The sequence below is a fragment of the Thiohalophilus sp. genome, assembly GCF_034522235.1.
GTDB lineage: Bacteria > Pseudomonadota > Gammaproteobacteria > UBA6429 > Thiohalophilaceae > Thiohalophilus.
Genome location: NZ_JAXHLN010000003.1, coordinates 1,201,517 through 1,222,815, shown reverse-complemented (window position 1 = coordinate 1,222,815; position 21,299 = coordinate 1,201,517). Strand labels below are relative to the sequence as shown.

Genomic DNA, 21,299 nt, shown 5'->3' with positions numbered 1-21,299 from the left:
CGCGTCCGGGCCAGTTTCCATGACGCCCGACAGCTCACGTGACCGCGTGGTGATCCTTCCCTACCACGCCGATCCCCTGCAACAACTCGCCCGGGATCTGATCCAGGAGCACCGTGAGCAGCTGCCGGATCTCACCGGCGTCACGCTGCTGGTCGCCGATCCCCAGGTCAGCGGTCCACTGCGCCGACAGTTACTGGATGCCGCCGCCGAACAGGGGGTCGGCGGGCTGGTGGGACTGGCGATCCAGCCCCTGCGCGACTGGGTGTGTACGTTTGTGCCCGACGGCGTCCGGGTCTGTTCCACGGTCAGCGCCGAATTGTTACTGGTCGACGCGCTGCGCCCCTATCAACACCTGTTCAACCAGGCCAACCCGTGGCTGCTGGCCGGCGAGCTGCTGGAGCTGTTCCAGGCCCTGACCCTGGGCGAGATCGGTCTGCCGGCCGATTGCGACAGTTTCATCGACCGGCTGCAAAACGCCTACGGGGTGCGCGACAACCTGCGCCAGACCCTTGGCCGTGAGGCCACCATCGTTCACACCCTGTGGCACGCCTGGCATGGACAACTGCGGGCCCAGAACCTGACCGACGCCGACTCCGCCCACCTGCTGGCCCTGCGCCGGAGCCTGGCATCGCTCGATTCGCAACAGCAACTGTGGCTCGCCGTGGCCGACCCGCTCGCCCCGGCCGAACAACAATGGCTGCAAAGCCTGTTGCAGCGCGATCAACTGCACCTCTATTTGCAGGGAGAGATAGCGCCAGAGCCCGCCGGTTATCCCGACCAGCATCTGTGGCCGCTGGCCCGGCGGCTCGCACTGCCCGCCGCGCCCCGGCCCGCGACCCCGTATACCCGGCTGCTGGCAACGGTCTTCGACCACGGCGATCAGCCCCTGCAGGAGAGTGCCCGGCAACTGGCCCGGGCGGCCCCGGACAGCCCGGCACAGGCGCGGCTGGCCGTGCTGCTGGCCGACAATGCCGAACACGAGGCCCGGGCCATCGATCTGCAGGTGCGCCAGTGGCTGCTGGCAGGCAAGACCCGGATCGCCCTCGTCACCGAAAACCGGCGCCTGGCCCGGCGGGTGCGGGCCCTGCTCGAGCGCGCCGGCATCCAGCTGGCCGACGCCGCCGGCTGGGCGCTGTCCACCACCAGCGCCGCGGCAGCTCTGGAGCGCTGGCTGGAATGTCTGGAAGAAGACTTTGCCCACCTGCCGCTGCTGGATCTGCTCAAATCACCGTTCGTCTTCGCCGATACCGATGCCGAGCAGCACAGGCTGGCCACCTGGCGGCTGGAGCAGGACATCATTCGCCACGAGAACATCGCCCGCAATCTCAACCGCTATCGCGCCCACGCCCATGACCGGCGCAAACGGTTGACCAACCAGGCGGATATCACCCCACTGCTGGATCTGTTCGATCGGCTGGAGGCCGCCGCCGCGCCCCTGCTGGCCCTGCGCCGGGGCCGCCACCCGGCCGCCCGCTGGATCACCGCCTTGCAACAGAGTCTGCAGCGGCTGGCGATGGACCGGGCGCTGGAGCAGGACGCCGCCGGCAGCCGCCTGGTACAGCTGCTGGAAAAACTCACCGGCGGGGTCGACGAGGGCGCCTTCGAACTGGCCTGGGGCGAGTTTCGTACCTGGCTGGGGCGGCACCTGGAGCGCACCTATTTTCGGCCCCGCCCCACCCAGCAGCGTGTGCGCCTGCTGGGGCTGGCCCAGAGTCAGCTGCAACACTTCGACGCCCTGATCCTGGCCGGCGCCGAGCAGGAGTCGCTGCCCGGCCATCCGGCCATCAGCCCGTTTTTCAACCAGCAGGTGCGCCACGAGCTGGGACTGCCACAGCGCGAGGCCCATTACGCCGAACGCTTCTATCATATCCGCCGCCTGCTGGAGGCTGCACCGGCGGTGCTGGTCACCGCCCGCGCCGAACAGGATGGCGAGCCGGTGGTCATCAGCCACTGGCTGGAACATCTGCTGACCCTGCACCAGCAGGCCTGGCCCGGGCAGTCACTGCTCGCCACCTCCCTGACCGCCCAGGCCAACGACGCCGAGGCGTATCAGGTGCAGAGCGAACCGGCCGTGCCCCTGCCGCCCCCAAGCCAACAGCCGATGCCGGCGCTGGCGCCCGGCCTGCTGCCGCCGGGGTTCTCGCCCAGCGATTATCAGCAGTTGCTGGACTGTCCCTATCAGTACTACGCCGCGCGCGCCCTGCAGCTCAAGCCGCCGGAGGAGATCCGCGAGGCCCTCTCCCGGGCTGATTACGGCGAGCGGGTGCATCGCTGTCTGCAGGCCCTGCACACCCCGGTCGCCGGACTGCCCGAACCGTTCGACGCCCCGTTCGAGCCGGCCAACCGCGCTGCCGCCATCGCCCGGCTGGAGGCGATTTCAGAGGCGGTGTTTGCCGATGTGCTGGCCGACAACTTCGAACATCAGGCCTGGCTTGGTCAGTGGCGGGCGTTTATTCCCGGCTATATCGACTGGCAGATCGCCCGCCGCCAGGCCGGCTGGCAGGTGCGCGAGACCGAGCAGCGTTGCGAGGGCCAACTGGGCGCGGTGGCGATCCGGGGACGGCTGGATCGCATCGATCGCGGCAACGCCGGTGTGGCGATCCTCGATTACAAGACGGGCGGTACCATTCCCAAACCGGCGCAGGTCACAAGTGGTGAAGCGATCCAGCTGCCCTTCTATGCCCTGCTGCAACAGCAACAGGATCCGGACCCGCCGGTGGCCGAGGTGGCCTATCTGCATTTTGACAAAGCGGACAAGCCGCTGAAACTCAACTGTTCGCTGAAGGCGGCCCAGCTGCAACCGCTCGGCGAGGCGGTCGGCGAACGCCTGCAAACCCTTGTAAAGCAGATCGAGGCGGGCCAGGGTTTGCCGGCCTGGGGGGACACGGACACCTGCAACTATTGTGATATGGCACTGTTATGTCGAAAACCGGTCTGGCAGACATAAAAAAACCCGGGCAAACCACCGGCGCGGATAATCATCCGGCCCGGCAGCCGCCCCGGTTCAGGTCCCTGCGGGCACTCCGGCCCGTCGTTTGTCCGGGCAGTCCCGGTCTACGCCCCGGCGTGCGCCGGCGCGCTCGACATTTCCGTGTCACTGCAACAGTCGTCCCTGCGGTTCATCCTGAGTGGGCGCTCCCGCCCCCGACACGTCTCCCTGTGCAACTTCCACTTGGCGGCGGGCGCGCAGGGCGCACGCCGCCGATGGGTGTTTCAAGCCTAGCCATCCACAGCGTGATCGCAAGGTTCGGGCCGGTCTGTGCGCCCCATCACAGGAGCCTGCCATGAGCGGCGCCGCAAACCCCGCCCTGCAGGGCAATATCACCGTGCAGGCCTCGGCCGGCAGCGGCAAAACCTATCTGCTGGTCAGCCGCCTGCTGCGCCTGCTGCTCGAGGGCGCCGAACCGGGCGCGATTCTGGCCATTACCTTCACCCGCAAGGCGGCGGCCGAAATGCAGCAGCGGCTGTTGCAGCGCCTGCAGCAGCTGGCGCTGTGCGACGACGTCACGCTGGATAAACAGTTGCAGGCCCTGCAGCTGGAGCCCAATCCGGCCCTGCGCCAGCAAGCCCGGCAACTCTATCAGCGGCTGTTGCAAACGCCCTACAGTGTGCGCACCACCACCTTCCACGCCTTTTGCCAGGAACTGCTGCGCCGCTTTCCGCTGGAGGCGGATGTGCCGCCCGGCTTTGAACTGCTGGAGCGTACCGCGGCGCTGCTCGACGAGGCCCGCGAGGCGCTGATGGTCAGCGCCGCCCGGGAACCGGACAGTCTGGAGGCCGTCGCCCTGCGCCAGTTGTTCGACGAGCTGGGCCTGCACAATACCCTCGGCGCCCTGCGCCAGTTCGTCGGGCATCGCAGCGACTGGTGGGTGTATACCACCGGGCAGAAAGATCCGCTGGGCTGGGCAGCGGAACAGCTCAAACAGCAACTCGGGATCAATCCCGAAGAGGATCCGCGCGAAGACTTTCTTGATGATCAAACACATCAACAACAACTGGCCCGTTTCACCGAGCTTCTGTCCGGTCATCCCAATAAAACCAACAACGCGTTCATCGATCAGTTACAACTCGCCCTGAATAGCGAGCAACCGATGGAATCAAGATACAGGGCGGTCTACCAGACCTTTTTCACCCAGGCCGATGAACCGCGCAAACGTGAGGCCAAGACGGCCGTGCGCAAAAAACTGGGGGATGCCGGTGCCGAGGAACTGATCGAGTTGCATCACCGCTTATGCGACGCGTTGCCGAATGTTCAGCAACAACTGGCCGCGCAACGCAACTACCGGGTTAACGGCGCCTGGTGCCGGGCCGGTGTCGCCCTGCTGGATCATTACCAGCGCATCAAGCGCGAACAGCGACTGCTCGATTTCACCGATCTGGAATGGAAGGCGTATCAGCTGCTCAACGATGGCGACAATGCCCTGTGGGTGCAGTACAAACTCGATCAGCGCATCGCCCATCTGCTGGTGGACGAGTTCCAGGACACCAACCCGACCCAGTGGCAACTGTTGTTGCCGCTGCTCGAGGAGCTGGCCCAGGAGAGCGAACGCCAGCGCAGCGTCTTTTTAGTCGGCGATACCAAGCAATCGATCTACCGCTTTCGGCGGGCCGAACCGCGGCTGTTCGACACCGCCACCGAGTGGCTGGAACGCCGCCTGGGCGCGCACCGTTATCCGCTCAACACTTCCTGGCGCTCGGCCCCGGCCATCATGGAATTCGTCAACCGGCTGTTCACCGGCGATCCCCAACTGCAACAGCAGATCCCCGACTTCCCCGAACACCGGACCCATCACCCGTCGCTGTGGGGCGAGGTGATCCTGCTGCCGCCGGCCAGAGATCAAGAGCAAGAGAGCGAGCCCGAGACAAGCCCTGAAGAGCCGCTGCGCAACCCGTTGTTGACCCCGCGTCCCGAGCCGACCCAGACCCGCCATCGCCAGGAGGCGCAGGCAATCGCCGACGAAATCCGCCGCCTGATCGACGCTCGCCTGCCGGTCCAGGAGATCCCCGACGCGCCGGCCCGGGCGATCGATTACGATGACATTCTGTTACTGGTGCGCTCGCGTACCCACCTGCCCGAGTACGAGCAGGCGCTGCGCGAGAGGGGCATCCCCTATCTGAGCGGCAATCGCGGCACCCTGCTGCAAAGCATCGAGGTGCAGGACGTGCTCAACCTGCTTAACTGGCTGAGCATGCCGTTCGACAACCTGGCGCTGGCCGGCATCCTGCGCTCGCCGCTGTTCGCCGTTGACGACCGCGATCTGATGCAACTGGCCGCCGAGGCGCCGGGCAACTGGTTCGAGCGCCTGGCCGCTCTGGCCGCCGCTCAGCCACCCGACGCCCCGCTGCGCCGCGCCCACGATCACCTGCGCCGCTGGCGCGCCCTGGCCGGGCACATTCCGGTGCACGATCTGCTCGATCGCATCTACAGCGAGGCCAATGTCCTGGCCCGTTATCGGGCCGCCTTCCCGGCCCATCTGGTGCCGCGGGTCATGGCCAACCTGGTCCGCTTCCAGGAGCTGGCGCTGGAGATGGACAGCGGCCGCTATCCCAGCCTGATGACCTTCGCCCAGTGGCTGCAGGAGTTACGCCAGAACGACGACGATGCCCCCGACGAGCCGGCCGACGCCGGCCAGCAGGCGCGGGTACGCATCATGACCATCCACGGCGCCAAGGGGCTGGAAGCGCCGGTGGTCTTTTTGATCGACAGCGCCCGCGCCGAACCGCGCGGCAAGGCCCACGAGGCACTGATCGAGTGGCCGGCCAACGCGCCCCGCCCGACCCATTTTCTGCTGCGCCCGGCGAAGAGCTGGCAGGATCCGCTCAGCGAGGCGGTGATCGAGCGCGCCGAAAGCGCCGCTCGCCGCGAAGAGGCCAACCTTTTATATGTGGCGCTCACCCGCGCCCGGCAGCGGCTCTATATCTCCGGCAGCCTGCCCAAACGGGACGAAACCAGCAGCTGGTATCAGCAGATCGCCGGCGCCTTCGATCGCCCGCCCGACGAAATCAACAGTCCGCAAATCCTGGTCACCCGCAACGAACCCCCGGCGCCGGTGACACCGACACACGCTGCCCCGGCTGACGTCACACCCGAACCGGATCCCCGCCTGCACCGACCGCTGCCCCTCGCCGCCGGGGACGCGGCGCTGGCACCCAGCCAGCAGGATGAACCGAGCGGCGGCATCGGCGATGAGGACGGACGGACGCGGGGCATTGTCATCCACCGCTGTCTGGAATGGCTGTGTCAGGAACCGGATCTGCCCCGCGAACGCGCGCTGCAACGCCTGGCCGGCGAGGCCGGCGCCACGCAACTGGCCCAGTGGTGGGACGAAGCGCTGGCCGTCTTTTGGGCCCCGCAACTGGACAACGTGTTTCGCCCCGCCGCCGACGTGCAATGCCGCAACGAACTGCCGCTGCTCTATCGCCAGCAGGGGCGGACGATTAACGGCGTCATCGACCGGCTGTTGGTCGAGCCCGGCCGGCTCCGTCTGATCGACTACAAGACCCATCGCGCCGCGCTCGAGGATCCCGCCACCGTGGCGGCCGGTTATCAGGAACAGATGCGGCTCTACGCCGAGGGTATTCGCCAGCTGTGGCCGAATCATGAATTGCAGGTCAGCCTGCTGTTTACCGCCTCTGCGCAATTGTGGCCAATGCAGGTATAATTCGCCGCGCGTCCCGCCCGTCCGGGGACGTTTCCATCCTTACCCGCTAGCAACCGACAGGACAGACTATGAGCCAATCGCAGTACAGTTTCGATGTCAGCGCCCAGACCTTTCAGTCACAGGTGATCGATGCCTCCCATCAGGTCCCGGTGCTGGTGGATTTCTGGGCCACCTGGTGCGGCCCCTGCCAGAGCCTGATGCCGGTGCTGGAAAAACTGGCCACGGAGTATCAGGGCCGGTTCCTGCTCGCCAGGGTGGAGATCGATCAACAACAGGAACTGGCCACCCACTTCGGGGTGCGCAGCGTGCCCACCGTCAAGCTGGTCAAAAACGGCCAGATCGTCGACGAGTTCACCGGTGCCCGGCCCGAAGGCGAGATCCGCGTCCTGCTCGATAAGCATATGGAAGGCAAAGCGGACACACCGATGCAGCAGGCCATCGATCGCTATGACGCCGGCGAGCGGGAGCAGGCCCTGCAACAGATGCAGCAGATTATTCTTGATGATAAAGAAAACATGCAAAACCGGGTGCGCTTCGCCGAGGTGCTGATCAAAGAAGAGCGCTACGACGACGCCCGCCAGTTACTCGACAGCCTCTCTGTCGACTTCCAGATGAGCCCGGAAGTCTCCGCGCTCTATTCCAAACTGGAACTGGCCGAAACCCTGTCCGATTCCGACGACATCGAGACCCTCGAAAAACGGATCGAAGCCGATCCCAAAGACAGCGAGGCCCGCTATCAACTCAGCGCCCGCTACGCCGCCGAAGGCCGTCACGAAGACGCAATGCAACAGCTGCTGGAGATCGTCAAACGCGATCGCGCCTACAACGACGACGCTGGCCGCAAGGGACTGTTAAGAATGTTCGAACTGCTCGGCAACCAGGGCGAACTGGTCAGCAAATACCGCCGCCTCTTGGCCCAGGCCCTGAATTAGACGTTCATTTCAACGCAGAGGCGTTTATGCCCGTCGTTTGGGTGCAAAGACGCAAAGGACACGGAGAACGTAATAATTTTGAATTTTAAATGTTGAATTTTGAATGGAACCTGGCTCTGCAACTCAAAATTTAAAATTCAACATTCAAAATTATATCGCCTCAGTTCGGCATTTTGCCGTTGAGGATCGCGGCGAGGCGTTTGGGGGGCACGAAGCCGGGGACGACCTGGCCGGATTCGAACACCAGCGCCGGGGTACCGGAGACGCCGATCGCCTGGCCCAGCTGGAAATGACGGGTGACGGGATCGTCGCAGGTCTTGTTCGGAATCGCCTCACCCTGCTTGGCTTTGGTCAAAGCCGCTTTTTGATCGTCGGCGCACCAGGCGGAAACGGCCTTTTGATAGGAGCGGGATTCGAGGCCGGCGCGGGGGTAGGCCAGGTAACGGATCCGGATCCCCTGCTCGTTGTACTCATCGACCGCTTCATGCAGCTTGCGGCAGTAGCCGCAATCGATGTCGGTAAATACCGTCACGGTATGTTCGGCGTCTTTCGGGCCGAAGACGATCATCGACTCCTCGCCCAGCGCCTCAATGGCCGCGACCACCGACTGTTGACGGTACTCACGGGTCAGGTTGCGCTTGTTCTCGAGATCGATGACTTCGCCATCTACCACGTAACGCGCATCGGGGGATATATAAAACACCTGCGGCGGGATCGTGACCCGATACATGCCTTTGATCGGCGAGGGCTCGACATTCTCGGCTTTGACATCATCAAAACGATCCATGATCGCCTTGCGCGCCTGCTCGAGCTCATCGGCACCGGCGTGGGACATCAGCCCCAACAGGGCGGCGACAGCAACAACACGGGAAAATTTCTGCATGGGGAATAACAACCAGTAATAGTGAGAATAACGCGTGAGAGTATATCCGATTCACGCCCGACTATGGGCTATATGATGCGCAAAACGGGCAGAAGTTCCTTAAAGTCAGTGCTGAGTGCTGAGTGCTGAGTACTCAGAACTCGGAACTCATTAGCCCCTGGGATGATGTTGGGCGTGGAGTTCCTGTAAACGGACTTTGGCAATGTGGGTATAGATCTGGGTGGTGGAGAGATCGCTGTGACCGAGCAGCATCTGCACCACGCGCAGATCGGCGCCGTGGTTGAGCAGGTGGGTGGCGAAGGCGTGGCGCAGGGTGTGCGGGGAGAGCGGCTTGTCGATCCCCGCCCGGCGCGCGTAATCCTTGATCAGATACCAGAAGGTCTGGCGGGTCATGGAGTGGCGGCGATTGCTGACAAACAGCGCCCCGCTGAGCTGATCGCCGAGCATGGCGGGCCGTCCCTCCTGCAAATAGCGCTGCAACCAGCCCAGCGCCTCCTCGCCCAGCGGCACCAGCCGCTCCTTGTCGCCCTTGCCGGTGATCCGTACCACGCCCTGCTGCTGATTGAGCTGCCCCAGCTGCAGATTGACCAGCTCCGAGACCCGCATGCCGGTGGCGTACAGCACCTCCAGCATGCAGCAATCCCGCAGGCCCTTGGCGGTGGCGGTATCCGGTGCCTGCAACAGGGCGTCAACGTCCGCTTCACTGAGACTTTTCGGCAGCGGCCGCCCCAGACGGGGGGCCTCGATCAGGGCGGTGGGATCCTCGTCAATGCGCCGCTCGCGCCGCAACCAGGCATAAAAGCGGCGCAGGCAGGACAACAGCCGGGCGGTGCTGCGCGGACTGCGTTTGCATTCCAGCCGGTGGGCGAGATACCCCTGGATCTGTTCGCGGCGCACATTGAGCAGCGAATCGCGACAATGCTGCTGCAACCACTGGCCGAACTGACCCAGATCGGAACGGTAGGCCGCCAGCGTATTCTCGCGCAGCCCCCGCTCCATCCACAGGGCATCGAGAAACTGCTCGATCAGGGCCTGCTGTTGTACCGAATCACTCATGCGGACAGCGCCACGCCCTCGTGTTGCAGCAACCAGCGCTTGAGCCGGATCGGCTGACCGGCGGTCTTGCCGGCATAGCCGCCGATCCCCTGGCGCGCCACCACCCGGTGACAGGGAATATAGAGGGGAATCGGATTTTGCCGACAGGCATTACCCACCGCCTGGGCGCAACCGCCGATCTCCGCCGCCAGCTGGCCATAGGTTTTGACCGTCCCGGCCGGAATGGCCCGTAACGCCCGCCACACCCGTTGCTGAAAATCGCTGCCCTCAAACTGTAGCGGCCAGCCCAGCGGTGCCGCGGCATTGACAAAATAGGCATTCAGCTCGGCAGCCACCCGTTTTTCCAGTTGACTGCCCGGCCCCGGCAACGGTTTGCGCGCCCGCGCCGGCAAATCAATCCCCGTGATGAGCTCCCCGCTCAAGGTAACGGCCAGGGCGCCCGGCGGCACGGTGATCTGAAAGCGGGATGTGGTCATAGGTAAATACCCGAATTTACTCTGGTGATAACAAACCGTATTCTCCGCGGATAAGTGAACGGATGCCAGTTTAACTGGGATATTTCAAATATAGTTCAGGGGCGAACAGGATGGAACCACAACACACCCTGGAGGCCTGTGAGTCGTTCAGTCTTCATCGATCGTCGAAACGCAAAGGGGTAATCACAGCGATGCGAATAACCGGCCTCAAGCGCGATGCCTCATCCACCCGCAAGCATCCCGCTCTGGCGGTATTCCTGCTGCTATTGAGCACGACGGTTCACGGTCAGGTTTACAAGTATCAGGATGAAGACGGCGTCTGGCATTTCAGTGACAGTCCACCGGGGCAAAACGCAACCGATGCGACAATCGCTGCCGATGATTCACCCGCCATGCAACAGCAGGTGATCATTCACCGGCTTGGCAGCGACGAGGCGCCGGTTTTTGAAGTGACCAATACCCTCCCCGCACCCATTGAGCTGGCGTTCTCGGCGCGGGAAATGCAAAACATGCGCGCCGATCCGCCGTTGCCGCTGCGCAAGGTGATTGCCTCCGGGACCCGGGAACCGCTGACGCGGTTCGAGAAGATCGATCCGGCGCGACCCTGGGGTTACGCCTATGCCAGCCGCTATGTCCTCGGCGATCCGCAAGCCCAACATCGAAGCGGCAAACCCTATCTGCCACCCTATCCGCGGCAGAAGGACTTTGCCATCGGCCAGGCCTTCGATGGCGAGCGCAGTCACCGCCAGCACCCCCTGACCCGTTATGCTGTGGACATCCCCATGCCGGCACAAAGCGATATCGCCGCCGCCCGCAGTGGCCACATCGTCGAGATCAACACCGGCAAACTCGCCCCCGTGCGCCGCCAGCAGACTCACTATGTGCGAGTCCTGCATCAGGACGGCACATTCGGCCTGTATGCCCATCTGGATCCCGCCTCGATCAGAATGCTGCCGGGCACGCCGGTCGATCGCGGCCAGGTCATCGGCCAGCTGGCGGCCTCCGCCGACGGGGAAATACCGCACCTGCATTTCGCGGTACAGAAAAACACGGGGATGAAGCTCGAATCGATCCCCTTCGACTTTACCAGTCTGGAAGGGACGCCGGTGGAACCTAAAACGGATTTGCCTCTGCATCATCCGTTGTGAGCGCGGGGGTGTGATCGCCGCTGCGCCCGCCTTCCAGCAGCCACAGTTTTTGCAGCTCCTGACGCAACACCGCCTTGCGACTTTTATCCTCGGTCACCCGCAGCAGGTGATTGAACAGCGCCCGCGCATCCTCCACCAGGCCGGCCCGCGACAGGGCCACGCCAGCCTGATAGCGGGCGGTCTGCGCCCAGGGATCCATGGCATCGGCACCGATCAGCATGGCGGATTTAAGATAAAGGCGAGCCGCCTCGGCAAACTGTTCCTGGGACTGACGGGAATCGGCCATCCAGTAATAGAGTTCGCGTTTGCGGTTGCTGTCGGCGGTCAGCTCTTGCAGGCGGGCAAACAGATCCAGCGCCTCGTCGTGCGCCCCGGCGGTCTGCAGATCGAACACCACTTGCAACACCTGATCCAGTTGTTGCTCCTGTGGCTGCGTCATCGACGCCAACAGATCGTACAACGTCTGATGGCCCTGGGTGATTTCTCCCCCCAGCACCAGAATTCGCGCGCGGCGTAACTGCCAGATAAACGCCTCTTCGTCTTCGGGCACCTGTTCGATACTGGCCATCAGGGCCGAGGCACGCTCGATCTCCGAGCGCGCCAGCGCAATGTCCACCAGCTCCAGTCGCACGCTGAGCGGGATAGCTGCGAATTGCCGATACTGTTTGCTGTCGAGAAACAGCGCTTCCAGCAGCGCGGCGCCGTGCGAACGCTGGCGCATCAGGGCAAGGAACGCTTTCGCCGCGCGCTGGCGGCTGGCCGCGGTCTGTCCCTTGAGCATTAACACCGCGTAATAGGATCGGGCGCGCACCGGCTGCTTGCGCCGCGCCTGGGCCGCGGCCTCGAACCAGGGATCGTCGTCGCCGATCAGAAACTGTTGCTGATTCCCCAGATAGGTGGCCAGATCCACATAGGCATTCCAGAGGCTATCGGCGTTATAGTCGAACAGACCGGGCGGCAGCGGTCTGGAAGCCTGGGCGGCCAACACATGCTCCAGGGCGTTGGCCGTGGTGATCCGATCCCCGCTGCGTCGGGCCGCCTCGGCGATCACTGCCCATAAATGGTGCCGGTTATCGACCTTGACCCATTTGCCGCGCAAGTGGCGCAGGCCGGCCTGCATGACCGTCTTCGGCGCCCGCATGTCACCGCGCAACTGGGCCAGCAGCGTCAGCATGCCGGCTTCGGCATCCGCCTCGCCGGCCAGCAGTTTTGGCACCGACTCGGGCCGATGACTCATCAACAGAATCCGCGCCTGCAACAGGCGGTCTTCCCGGTTTTTGGGGGGATAGTCCTGATAAAACTGGCGACTGGCCAGATAGGCGTCTTCGGCCAGTCCCAGACGGATATAACTGGTCATCACCAGCTCCCGCCAGCGACGCAGCCACTCGTCCTCGATCGGCTCCATGAGCCAGATCAGCTCCTGCAACACCGACAGGGCCTGTTGCGGTTCATCCAGTTTCAGAAAAGCATTGGCCCGCTCGGTCATCGCCCAGCGTACGGCCTGCTGCGGCATGTTGCGCGGGAAACCGGTCAGCCGGCTGGCCAGTCGCTGCCATTGGCCGCTCTGGCGATAGATGCGCACCCGCTCGCGCTCCAGCGCCAGCCACTCGCTCTGTTGGGAAGGGATAGTCGGTTGCAACTCATCGAGCAGATGCAAGGCCAGGGTGGCGGCGCCGCTGTCGGCCAGGGCGCGCACCTCCTGCAGGGCTTCGTCGGCCGCCAGCGACGGCGCAATCAGCAACAACCACGCGACGAGCATGCCGCGCCAGCGCCGGGCCGGTCGAACAGCGGATTGCCGGCGCCGACGCAAAAAAACGGATAACCCGCCAGGGTTACCCGTTTTTGTGATTACCGGCGCGCGGTGGTTCAACCGGACAGCCATGCCGTAGCGGCTTACCTGGACAGCTTTTCCTTGATACGGGCGGACTTGCCGGAACGCTCGCGCAGATAATAAAGCTTGGCGCGACGCACATCACCGCGGCGCTTGACCTGGATTTCGGCCAGGGTCGGGCTGTAGACCTGGAAAACACGCTCGACCCCTTCACCGTAGGAGACCTTGCGCACGGTGAAAGAGGAGTTGAGGCCGCGGTTACGCCGGGCGATGACCACGCCTTCATAGGCCTGCAGACGTTCGCGGGTCCCTTCCTTGACTTTCACCTGAACCACAACGGTATCGCCGGGACCGAACTCCGGGATCGTCTTGTTCATCTGTTCCGCGTCTAACTGATCGATAATGTTACTCATGCTCGTCGCTCCCAAGCTCGTGCCTTGTTATTCAATATCCTGCTCGTGGATAAATTCCGCGAGCAAAGTCTGTTTGTCCTCATCCAGTTCGAGCGTCTCGAGTAAATCGGGACGTCGCAGCCAGGTTCGACCCAGCGCCTGTTTGAGCCGCCAGCGCTCGATGGCCCTGTGATCGCCACTGAGTAATACCGGCGGGACTTGCCTGCCTTCTATCGTCTCCGGCCGGGTGAACTGCGGAAAATCCAGCAATCCGTCCGAAAAAGAATCCTGTTGCGCCGAGTCTTCGTGGCCCAGCGCGTCGGGCAATAACCGGGTGATCCCGTCCATCATCACCATGGCCGCCAGTTCGCCGCCGCTCAGCACGTAATCGCCGATGGACCACTCCTCGTCGACCTCGGCATCAATCAACCGCTCGTCGATCCCTTCGTAGCGGCCGCACACCAGTATCAGATGCGAGTGGCGCGATAACTGTTCGAGCCCGGCCTGATCCAGTTTGCGCCCCTGCGGCGACAGGTAGATTACCCGTCCCGCGCTGTCGCTGCTGCCACGTGCATCACGAATCGCATCACGCAGTGGCTCGACCATCATTACCATCCCGGGGCCGCCGCCGTAGGGCCGATCGTCCACGGTCTGGTAACGGTCCGCGGTATAGTCGCGCGGATTATAAAACCCGACTTCGACCAGACCGCGACTCAGCGCCCGGCCGGTAATTCCGGACCCGATGACCGCGCTGAACATCTCCGGAAACAGGGTGACGAAATCAAAGCGCATGTCACTTTACCTTCATACCGTTGTCCGGCATGAATCAAAAATCCGGATCCCAGTCGACGCGTATCACGCCCTGCCCGATATCCACGTTTTTGATCACCTGTTCCCGGATGAACGGGATCAACCGTTCGTGTTTCTCGCCGTCGCCTTGCGACTCGACCACCAGCACATCATTGGCGCCGGTTTCCATCAGATTCGTGACCTGGCCCAGATCCACGTCCGCCAGGTTAATGACCCGCAAGCCCAGCAGATCCCGCCAGTAATACTCCCCCTCCTCCAGCGCCGGCAGTTGCTGGCGGGTGACGGCGATCTTGCAGCCCACCAGGGCCGCCGCACTGTCGCGATCCGGACACTGTTCCAGTTGCGCAATCAGGGTCTTGCCATGCTGCTTGCCCTGCGCCACCGGGTAGGGCCGCCATTCGCCCTCGATCGACAGATACCAGGGTGAATAACGCAGAATGTTGTCGCGAGGTTCGGTATGGGAATAGACCTTCACCCAACCCTGGATACCAAACAGGCCACTGATATGCCCCAACACCATCATGTCATCGGCATGTTGCATGGCCTGTTGCAGTCCTCCGCCCGGCACTGCCCGTCACCGGAATCCGGGCGGTATTACAGCATGTTACGCCGCAGTTGCCTGTTTCTGTTGTTCCTTGACGAGCTTGCTGACCCGTTCAGAGGCCTGGGCGCCCTTGCTGATCCAGTGCGAAATGCGTTCACTGTCCAGATTCAGACGCACCTCGTTACCGGTGGCCACCGGGTTGAAGAACCCCAGGCGTTCGATATAGCTACCGTCCCGGCGGTTACGGGAATCCGTGACCACGATGTGGTAGAAAGGGCGTTTTTTAGCGCCAGCGCGTGCCAGACGTATGGTTACCATCGCGACTTATAACCTCTTGAACCAAATAAATTGAGGCCGTCACGACTCGCGGCCGGACAGCCTTCCCGAAAAGAGGTGGGCATTGTACTGAAAATGGCGGAAAAGTGAAGGGCTTAGCGCCATTTTGCGGGGAAAATTTCACCGCCCGTGCGTATCGGGAATACTGGCAATCCCGGGGGAAGGGGGCCACCAAATAATATCCTCCTGTTGGAGCCGAGCCCCCTCGGCGATTCAACTCCGATGATTGCCCCCTCGCCCACCAATCGGCCAGGGGGCTGGCCTCCTACAACACCCCAACCAATCCCCCGTGGGAGCCGAGCCCCTCCGCGATTCAACTCGCCCGCTTACATCAGCCCCGGTGGCAGCTGGCCGCCCTTGAGGCCGCGCATCATCTTGGCCATGCCGCCGCCTTTCATTTTTTTCATCATCTTCTGCATCTGGGTGAACTGCTTGAGCAGGCGGTTGACGTCCTGGATCTGGGTGCCCGAGCCCCCGGCGATGCGCCGCTTGCGCGAGCCCTTGATCAGATCCGGCTTGCGCCGCTCGGCAGGCGTCATGGAGCGGATGATCGCCTCCATGCGCTTGATCTGCTGCTCACCGGCCGCCGCATCCAGCGCCCCCGCAGGCACATTGGGCATGCCGGGCAGCTTGTCCATCAGACTGGCCACCCCGCCCATTTTTTTCATCTGCTGGAACTGGGCGAGAAAGTCCTCCAGATCGAAGCCCTTGCCCTTTTTGAGCTTGGCCGCCATCTTCTCGGCCTCGGCCACATCGATCTTGCCCTGTGCCTCCTCGACCAGCGAGACCACATCGCCCATGCCCAGGATGCGCGAGGCGACCCGATCCGGATGAAACGGCTCCAGCGCGGTGGTCTTCTCGCCGGTGCCGAGGAACTTGATCGGTTTACCGGTGATCTGGCGAATCGACAGCGCCGCCCCGCCGCGGGCATCGCCGTCGGTCTTGGTCAGGATCACCCCGCTCAGCGGCAGCGCGTCGTGAAAGGCGCGCGCGGTATTGGCCGCGTCCTGGCCGGTCATGCTGTCGACCACGAACAGGGTCTCCACCGGATGGACCGCCTCATGCAGCCGACGCACCTCGTCCATCATGCTCTCGTCGATATGCAGCCGGCCGGCGGTATCGACGATCAGCACATCCTTGTGCTGGACCTTCGCCTGCTCCAGCGCCCGTTTGGCGATGACCACCGGGTCCTCGTCGCTGGCACTGGGACAGAAGCTGGCCTCCACCTGCCCGGCCACGGTCTGCAGCTGATCGATGGCCGCCGGGCGGTAGATATCGGTACTGACCAGCATGACCGATTTTTTCTGATTCTCCTGCAGCCAGCGGGCCAGCTTGCCGGCGCTGGTGGTCTTGCCCGAACCCTGCAGGCCGGCCAGCAGGATCACCGCCGGCGGCGTGACGCTCAGATCCAGGCCGTCGTTGGCCGCGCCCATCAGCGCCACCAGCTCGTCGTTGACGATCTTGATCAGCGCCTGGCCGGGGGTCAGGCTTTTGAGCACATCCTCGCCCAGCGCCTTGTCACGCACGTGGTCGGTAAATTCCTTGACCACCGGCAGGGCCACATCGGCCTCCAGCAGGGCCATGCGCACCTCGCGCAGGGTGTCCTTGATATTCTCCTCGGTCAGGCGGCCGACACCCCGCAGGTTGCGCACCGTCTGGCCGAGCCGCTCGCTCAGACCATCAAACATACTGCCTCACTTGAATTGAATCCGACCGCCGTGCAGGGCGGTCACAGGAGGATTATAACGTGAAACGACTACCCGCCGAGAGGCGATTGAGGTGACAGGTGGTGATGGCGCGGCGACATTCGTCGAAAATCTCGTCCTCGTCGCCCGGCTTGTTGTGGGAGATGTATATCTCGGGCCGGTGCTGCAGCTTGGCAATGTCCGCCGCCAGCAGCGAGGGGCAGTAATGGCCGGCGCGGCGGCAGATGTCGATATCGCGGTCCGGGAAGGCCGCCTCGACGATCAGCATATCCAGGCGGTCCAGCTGGTTGAGCCGTGCCCAGAAGGTGTCGTTGGTGGTGGTATCGCCACTGAAGGCGAACACCTGCCGGCTGTTACGCACGATATAGCCGACCCCGGGCACCGCGTGATTGACCGGCACCATCTCAAACTGAATCTCCCCCAGTTGCCGGGTTTCACCCGGCTGCATCGGCTGATAACGCAGCACCGGGCGATCGGGATGCGGCAGCGCCGCGAAGTCGGGCCAGATCACGTTGTTGAAAATGTGCGTGCGCAGGGCATCGAGGGTCTCATCCAGGGCGTGGATGGTGATCGGTTCATGCAGATGCTCGAAAACACTGTCGACCAGCAGGGGAATGCTGGCGATATGATCCAGGTGCGAATGGGTGAGGAAGATATGGCGCAGACCGCTCATCTGCTCCAGGGTCAGGTCGCCCACACCGGTACCGGCATCGATCAGAATAGCCTGATCCACCATCATGGTGGTGGTGCGCAAGCCGTCGCCAACGCCGCCGCTGCAACCTAAAACCTGCAACTCCATTTAAGCTTTAACTCCGCCAGGTTGAATCACTTTGTGCCCCTTTATATAACGATGCCAATGATGCCATGGCCAAGTAAATCAAAATGCTACCAGGGTCACAAGTCTAAGAGCTTGATAATCAGCCGTTTTATACGCTTAACGCCAATTCAAACCGGCAAACAGAACAAACCGCCCCCGAAGACAACCGGGCAGCCAGGCAAAGCGAACGGCAACCGCCGAATCGGTGTCGCCGGCAACGATGAATACTTCCTTCACCGATCGAGCTGTGCGATGATTTGCCCGTGATGAATTCCCTTGTACTGAATCTGTTACTGCCCGGCGTGGCCGGCATACTCCTGTATCTGCTGGCAGGCGGCCTGTTATGGCAACGTCTGCTCGGCGGCGCCGAGGCCCGGCAGGCAGCCCGTTCCCGCCCGTTACTGGTCGGTCTGGTGGCAGTGGTGCTGCACGGCATTATGCTCGGGCAACTGTTGTGGACCGATGCCGGCCTGGATGTCGGCTTCTACACTATTTTCACCCTGGTAGGCTGGCTGGTGGCACTGTTGCTGCTGCTGTCGGCGTTCACCCGCCCCGTCGAATCGCTCGGTATCATGGTCCTGCCGTTTACCGCCCTGACCGTGCTGTTGCGTCTGCTCAGCGATGAGCATCAGCACCTCTCCCATACGCTGACCCCCGGCCTGGAATTTCACATCCTGATCTCGATTCTGGCCTACAGCCTGCTGAGTATCGCCGTGGTGCAGGCCATCCTGTTGTATTTCCAGGAAGCGCATCTGCACAACAAACAGCCGGGCGGTATCCTGCGCGCACTGCCGCCGCTGGAAACCATGGAGACCATGCTGTTCCAGATGATCGGGCTGGGCTTTATCGTGTTGAGCATTTCGCTGATCAGCGGCGGCTTCTATCTGGAGGATCTGTTCGCCCAGCAGCTGGTACACAAAACCGTGCTGTCGATCATCGCCTGGATACTGTTTGCCATCCTGCTCTGGGGACGTGTCCAGTTCGGCTGGCGCGGACGGGTGGCCATTCGCTGGACTATTGCCGCCTTTATTGCCCTGATGCTGGCCTATTTCGGCAGCAAGTTTGTCATCGAACTGGTACTTAACCAATAGCAGATAGCAGGCAACGTGCCAGGCCCACGCGCCTGAAGCCTTGACACTCCCGGCCATGTCCTTCGTAATTCACTTACTCCCAATTCCGCAAGAGGTATCGCGTTCTTGAACGAATTACCCCTTGGTATGCTCATCGGCATACTCATCTTCCTGTTGATCATGTCCGGGTTTTTCTCCGGCTCCGAAACGGGGTTGATGAGCCTCAATCGCTATCGGCTGCGCAACCTCTCGGAGAAACAGCACAAGGGTGCGCAACTGGCCGAACGCCTGCTGACCCGACCCGATCGCCTGATCGGGGTCATTCTGCTGGGCAACAACTTCGTCAATATTCTGGCCTCGGCGATCGCCACGCTGATCGGCATCCGGCTGTTCGGCGAGTCGGGTATCTGGATCGCCACCATCGCCCTGACCATCGTGGTGCTGATCTTTTCCGAAGTCACCCCCAAGACCCTGGCGGCCTTTAACCCGGAACGTTACGCCCTGCCCGCCTCCTATCTGCTGGCACCGCTGCTGAAGATATTTTATCCGCTGGTCTGGGTAATCACGCGCGTATCCAACGGCCTGCTGCGGCTGTTCGGTGTCCGCCTTGATGAAGCCGGCCGCATGACCCTGAGCAGCGAGGAGCTGCGCGTGGTGGTCAGTGAAGCCGGCAGCATGATCCCCCAGCGCCATCAGGAAATGCTGCTGAGCATACTGGATCTGGAGAAGGTCAGTGTCGACGACATCATGGTGCCGCGCAACGAGATCGCCGGGATCGATCTGGCCGACGACTGGGAAGAGATCGCCAGGCAGCTGACCGAAAGCCAGCACACCCGCATGCCGGTCTACGAAGGCGATATCGATCACGTGATCGGCATGGTCCATCTGCGCCGTGCCGTGCGCCTGTTCCAGCAGGACGAGCTGAACAAGGAGAGCTTCCGGCAGATCATTCGCGACGCCTATTTCGTCCCCGAGGGCACGCCCCTGCACACCCAGTTAATCAACTTCCAGCACGAGCGCCGGCGCATCGCCCTGGTGGTCAATGAGTACGGCGACATTCAGGGGCTGGTGACGCTGGAGGATATTCTCGAGGAGATCGTCGGCGAGTTCACCACCGACCCGGCCGCCTCCAGTCGCGATATCCATATTCAGGACGACGGCACGTATCTGGTGGATGGCAGTATCACCATCCGCGAACTCAACAAGGCGCTGGAGTGGGATCTGCCCAGCGAAGGTCCCAAGACCCTCAATGGCCTGATCCTCGAATACCTGGAACATATTCCCGATCCGGGTACCAGTTTGCTGATCGCCAACTACCCCATCGAGATCGTCCAGACCACCGGCAACGCGGTGAAGACTGTGCATATCGATCCCAACTGGAAAATCGTCCCGCCCGCCACGGGGAAACCCGGCGCGAGCTGAAAACGACGGGCGTACCGCACCAGTCCGGCGAGTGGCTGCAAGGCCACAAATTGCCCACAGACGGTCAAAATCGGGACTATCCAGCGACGCAGTTGTATAATAACATTAATAACCAACTATAATTCTACGATAAATATAGATTTTTTATTTACCCAACCACGCCGGGAGTCGTGTCGTACGTGTCCAAGCTGACGCTGTCATTCAAAGGAAGCATTCTGCGTGTCTACCCGGTACTCAAGGGCAGCATGTTGATCGGTCGCGATCCCGGCTGCACCATCCATATCGACAGCCTGGCGGTCTCGCCGCAACATGCGCGCATCGATACCCGGGATCAGACTTCGGTGCTGGTAAATCTCGACAGCGAAGGCGGCACCCACGTCGGGCAGAACAGGATCGACAAGCATCTGCTCAAGGACGGGGATGTGATCCGCATCGGCAAGCACACCCTCGCCTACAAATACGAAAACGATCCCGACATGGCCAGCGTGGAGCAGCCGCCCGAGATTGAGGAGATCGCGCCGCCGCAACCGGCCGAAACCAAAACCGGCCATGAACCGCGTCAGGGCTGGCTGCAGATCCTCAATGGCCAGAATCTGGGCAAGACCCTCAGTCTGAATCGTTCCATGACCAACCTGGGCAAGCCCGGCGTCGCCACGGCGGTCATTACCCGGCGCAACGACGGTTACTTTCTTTCGCACCTGGAAGGCGATCATCCGCCGCAGGTGGACAACAAGCCGCTGGGCGAACACAGCCACAAACTGCAGGACGGCAACACCATCCAGATCGGCAACATCAAGATGCAGTTCTTTCTGGACTGAACATGACCGACTCCTCCGAGCGGCGGCACTTTACCCGGATTCCCTTCGACGGCGAGGTGCAGCTGATCGATCCCGCCGACCACCGGCAGTGGCAAACCGACGTGCTCGACATCAGCCTGCGCGGCGCCCTGATTAAACGGCCCGCCAACTGGACGGCGGATCCCGCACGAATGTTTATTCTGCAACTGCCGCTGGGCAACGAAGTCCAACTGGCTTTCAACGTCCGGGTTGTCCACACCGACAGCGAACAGCTCGGTCTCCACTTCGAGCAGATGGATCTGGACAGCGCCAGTCACCTGCACCGCCTGCTCGAACTCAACCTCGGCGACCCCGCCCTGCTCGAACGCGAACTGGCCGAACTGCTCGAGTCTGATTAATAGACGGTAATCGGGAATA

18 protein-coding genes are annotated in these 21,299 nt (G+C 62.5%); 8 read left to right on the top strand and 10 right to left on the bottom strand.

The window, feature by feature from the left end; all coding sequences use genetic code 11:
• Nucleotides 1-19 precede the first annotated feature (19 nt).
• The 3 genes from U5J94_RS08915 (at nt 20) to trxA (ending at nt 7,594) form a co-directional block, all read left to right on the top strand.
• Nucleotides 20-2,947 (top strand): PD-(D/E)XK nuclease family protein, encoded by a 2,928-nt coding sequence (locus tag U5J94_RS08915; protein ID WP_322565295.1) that lies wholly within the window; start codon nt 20-22, stop codon nt 2,945-2,947.
• Between the two features lie 337 nt (nt 2,948-3,284).
• On the top strand, nt 3,285-6,662 hold the full coding sequence (locus U5J94_RS08910; RefSeq protein ID WP_322565294.1) for a UvrD-helicase domain-containing protein: 3,378 nt from the start codon (nt 3,285-3,287) through the stop codon (nt 6,660-6,662).
• 68 nt (nt 6,663-6,730) lie between these two features.
• Nucleotides 6,731-7,594: a thioredoxin gene (gene trxA, locus U5J94_RS08905; protein ID WP_322565293.1), complete on the top strand. Its 864-nt coding sequence runs from the start codon at nt 6,731-6,733 to the stop codon at nt 7,592-7,594.
• A 160-nt stretch (nt 7,595-7,754) separates the two neighbouring features.
• Here the strand turns inward: trxA and U5J94_RS08900 are convergent, their stop codons facing one another.
• From U5J94_RS08900 to U5J94_RS08890, 3 genes are all read right to left on the bottom strand, one after another.
• Nucleotides 7,755-8,477 carry a DsbC family protein gene (locus U5J94_RS08900; RefSeq protein WP_322565292.1) on the bottom strand — a complete coding sequence of 241 codons (723 nt, stop codon included), beginning with the start codon at nt 8,475-8,477 and terminating at the stop codon, nt 7,755-7,757.
• 150 nt (nt 8,478-8,627) lie between these two features.
• Nucleotides 8,628-9,533: a site-specific tyrosine recombinase XerD gene (gene xerD, locus U5J94_RS08895; RefSeq protein WP_322565291.1), complete on the bottom strand. Its 906-nt coding sequence runs from the start codon at nt 9,531-9,533 to the stop codon at nt 8,628-8,630.
• A complete protein-coding gene (locus U5J94_RS08890; protein ID WP_322565290.1) occupies nt 9,530-10,009 on the bottom strand; it encodes an MGMT family protein in 480 nt (159 codons plus the stop codon). The genes xerD and U5J94_RS08890 overlap by 4 nt, the downstream gene beginning before the upstream one ends.
• 191 nt (nt 10,010-10,200) lie before the next feature.
• Here U5J94_RS08890 and U5J94_RS08885 point away from each other — a divergent pair, with 191 nt between their 5' ends.
• Entirely contained in the window at nt 10,201-11,157 is a 957-nt protein-coding gene (locus U5J94_RS08885) for a peptidoglycan DD-metalloendopeptidase family protein (RefSeq protein ID WP_322565289.1), read from the top strand.
• On the opposite strand, the gene U5J94_RS08880 is transcribed toward U5J94_RS08885, so the two are convergent.
• The 7 genes from U5J94_RS08880 to U5J94_RS08850 form a co-directional block, all read right to left on the bottom strand.
• Complete coding sequence (locus U5J94_RS08880; protein ID WP_322565288.1) at nt 11,123-13,039, bottom strand: hypothetical protein; 1,917 nt, start codon at nt 13,037-13,039, stop codon at nt 11,123-11,125. The two genes, U5J94_RS08885 and U5J94_RS08880, sit on opposite strands and share 35 nt — an antisense overlap.
• 11 nt (nt 13,040-13,050) lie before the next feature.
• On the bottom strand, nt 13,051-13,401 hold the full coding sequence (gene rplS, locus U5J94_RS08875; RefSeq protein WP_322565287.1) for a 50S ribosomal protein L19: 351 nt from the start codon (nt 13,399-13,401) through the stop codon (nt 13,051-13,053).
• A gap of 27 nt (nt 13,402-13,428) precedes the next feature.
• Nucleotides 13,429-14,172, bottom strand: coding sequence for a tRNA (guanosine(37)-N1)-methyltransferase TrmD (gene trmD / locus U5J94_RS08870; RefSeq protein ID WP_322565286.1), 744 nt, complete (start codon nt 14,170-14,172; stop codon nt 13,429-13,431).
• 34 nt (nt 14,173-14,206) lie between these two features.
• Nucleotides 14,207-14,743 (bottom strand): ribosome maturation factor RimM, encoded by a 537-nt coding sequence (gene rimM / locus U5J94_RS08865; protein ID WP_416224209.1) that lies wholly within the window; start codon nt 14,741-14,743, stop codon nt 14,207-14,209.
• A gap of 51 nt (nt 14,744-14,794) precedes the next feature.
• Nucleotides 14,795-15,052 (bottom strand): 30S ribosomal protein S16, encoded by a 258-nt coding sequence (gene rpsP / locus U5J94_RS08860; RefSeq protein WP_322565284.1) that lies wholly within the window; start codon nt 15,050-15,052, stop codon nt 14,795-14,797.
• 344 nt (nt 15,053-15,396) lie between these two features.
• Nucleotides 15,397-16,758 carry a signal recognition particle protein gene (gene ffh / locus U5J94_RS08855; protein WP_322565283.1) on the bottom strand — a complete coding sequence of 454 codons (1,362 nt, stop codon included), beginning with the start codon at nt 16,756-16,758 and terminating at the stop codon, nt 15,397-15,399.
• A 52-nt stretch (nt 16,759-16,810) separates the two neighbouring features.
• On the bottom strand, nt 16,811-17,575 hold the full coding sequence (locus U5J94_RS08850; protein ID WP_322565282.1) for a 3',5'-cyclic-nucleotide phosphodiesterase: 765 nt from the start codon (nt 17,573-17,575) through the stop codon (nt 16,811-16,813).
• A 284-nt stretch (nt 17,576-17,859) separates the two neighbouring features.
• On the opposite strand from U5J94_RS08850, the gene U5J94_RS08845 reads away from it, so the two are divergent.
• The 4 genes from U5J94_RS08845 to U5J94_RS08830 all read left to right on the top strand — a co-directional run bounded on the left by U5J94_RS08845 (nt 17,860) and on the right by U5J94_RS08830 (nt 21,280).
• Complete coding sequence (locus tag U5J94_RS08845) at nt 17,860-18,684, top strand: cytochrome C assembly family protein (RefSeq protein ID WP_322566479.1); 825 nt, start codon at nt 17,860-17,862, stop codon at nt 18,682-18,684.
• A 105-nt stretch (nt 18,685-18,789) separates the two neighbouring features.
• The gene (locus tag U5J94_RS08840; protein WP_322565281.1) at nt 18,790-20,085 is read left to right on the top strand and encodes an HlyC/CorC family transporter; all 1,296 of its coding nucleotides are present in this window, start codon (nt 18,790-18,792) and stop codon (nt 20,083-20,085) included.
• 179 nt (nt 20,086-20,264) lie between these two features.
• Nucleotides 20,265-20,903 (top strand): FHA domain-containing protein, encoded by a 639-nt coding sequence (locus U5J94_RS08835; protein ID WP_322565280.1) that lies wholly within the window; start codon nt 20,265-20,267, stop codon nt 20,901-20,903.
• A gap of 2 nt (nt 20,904-20,905) precedes the next feature.
• The gene (locus U5J94_RS08830) at nt 20,906-21,280 is read left to right on the top strand and encodes a PilZ domain-containing protein (RefSeq protein WP_322565279.1); all 375 of its coding nucleotides are present in this window, start codon (nt 20,906-20,908) and stop codon (nt 21,278-21,280) included.
• The last annotated feature ends 19 nt before the right edge of the window (nt 21,281-21,299 follow it).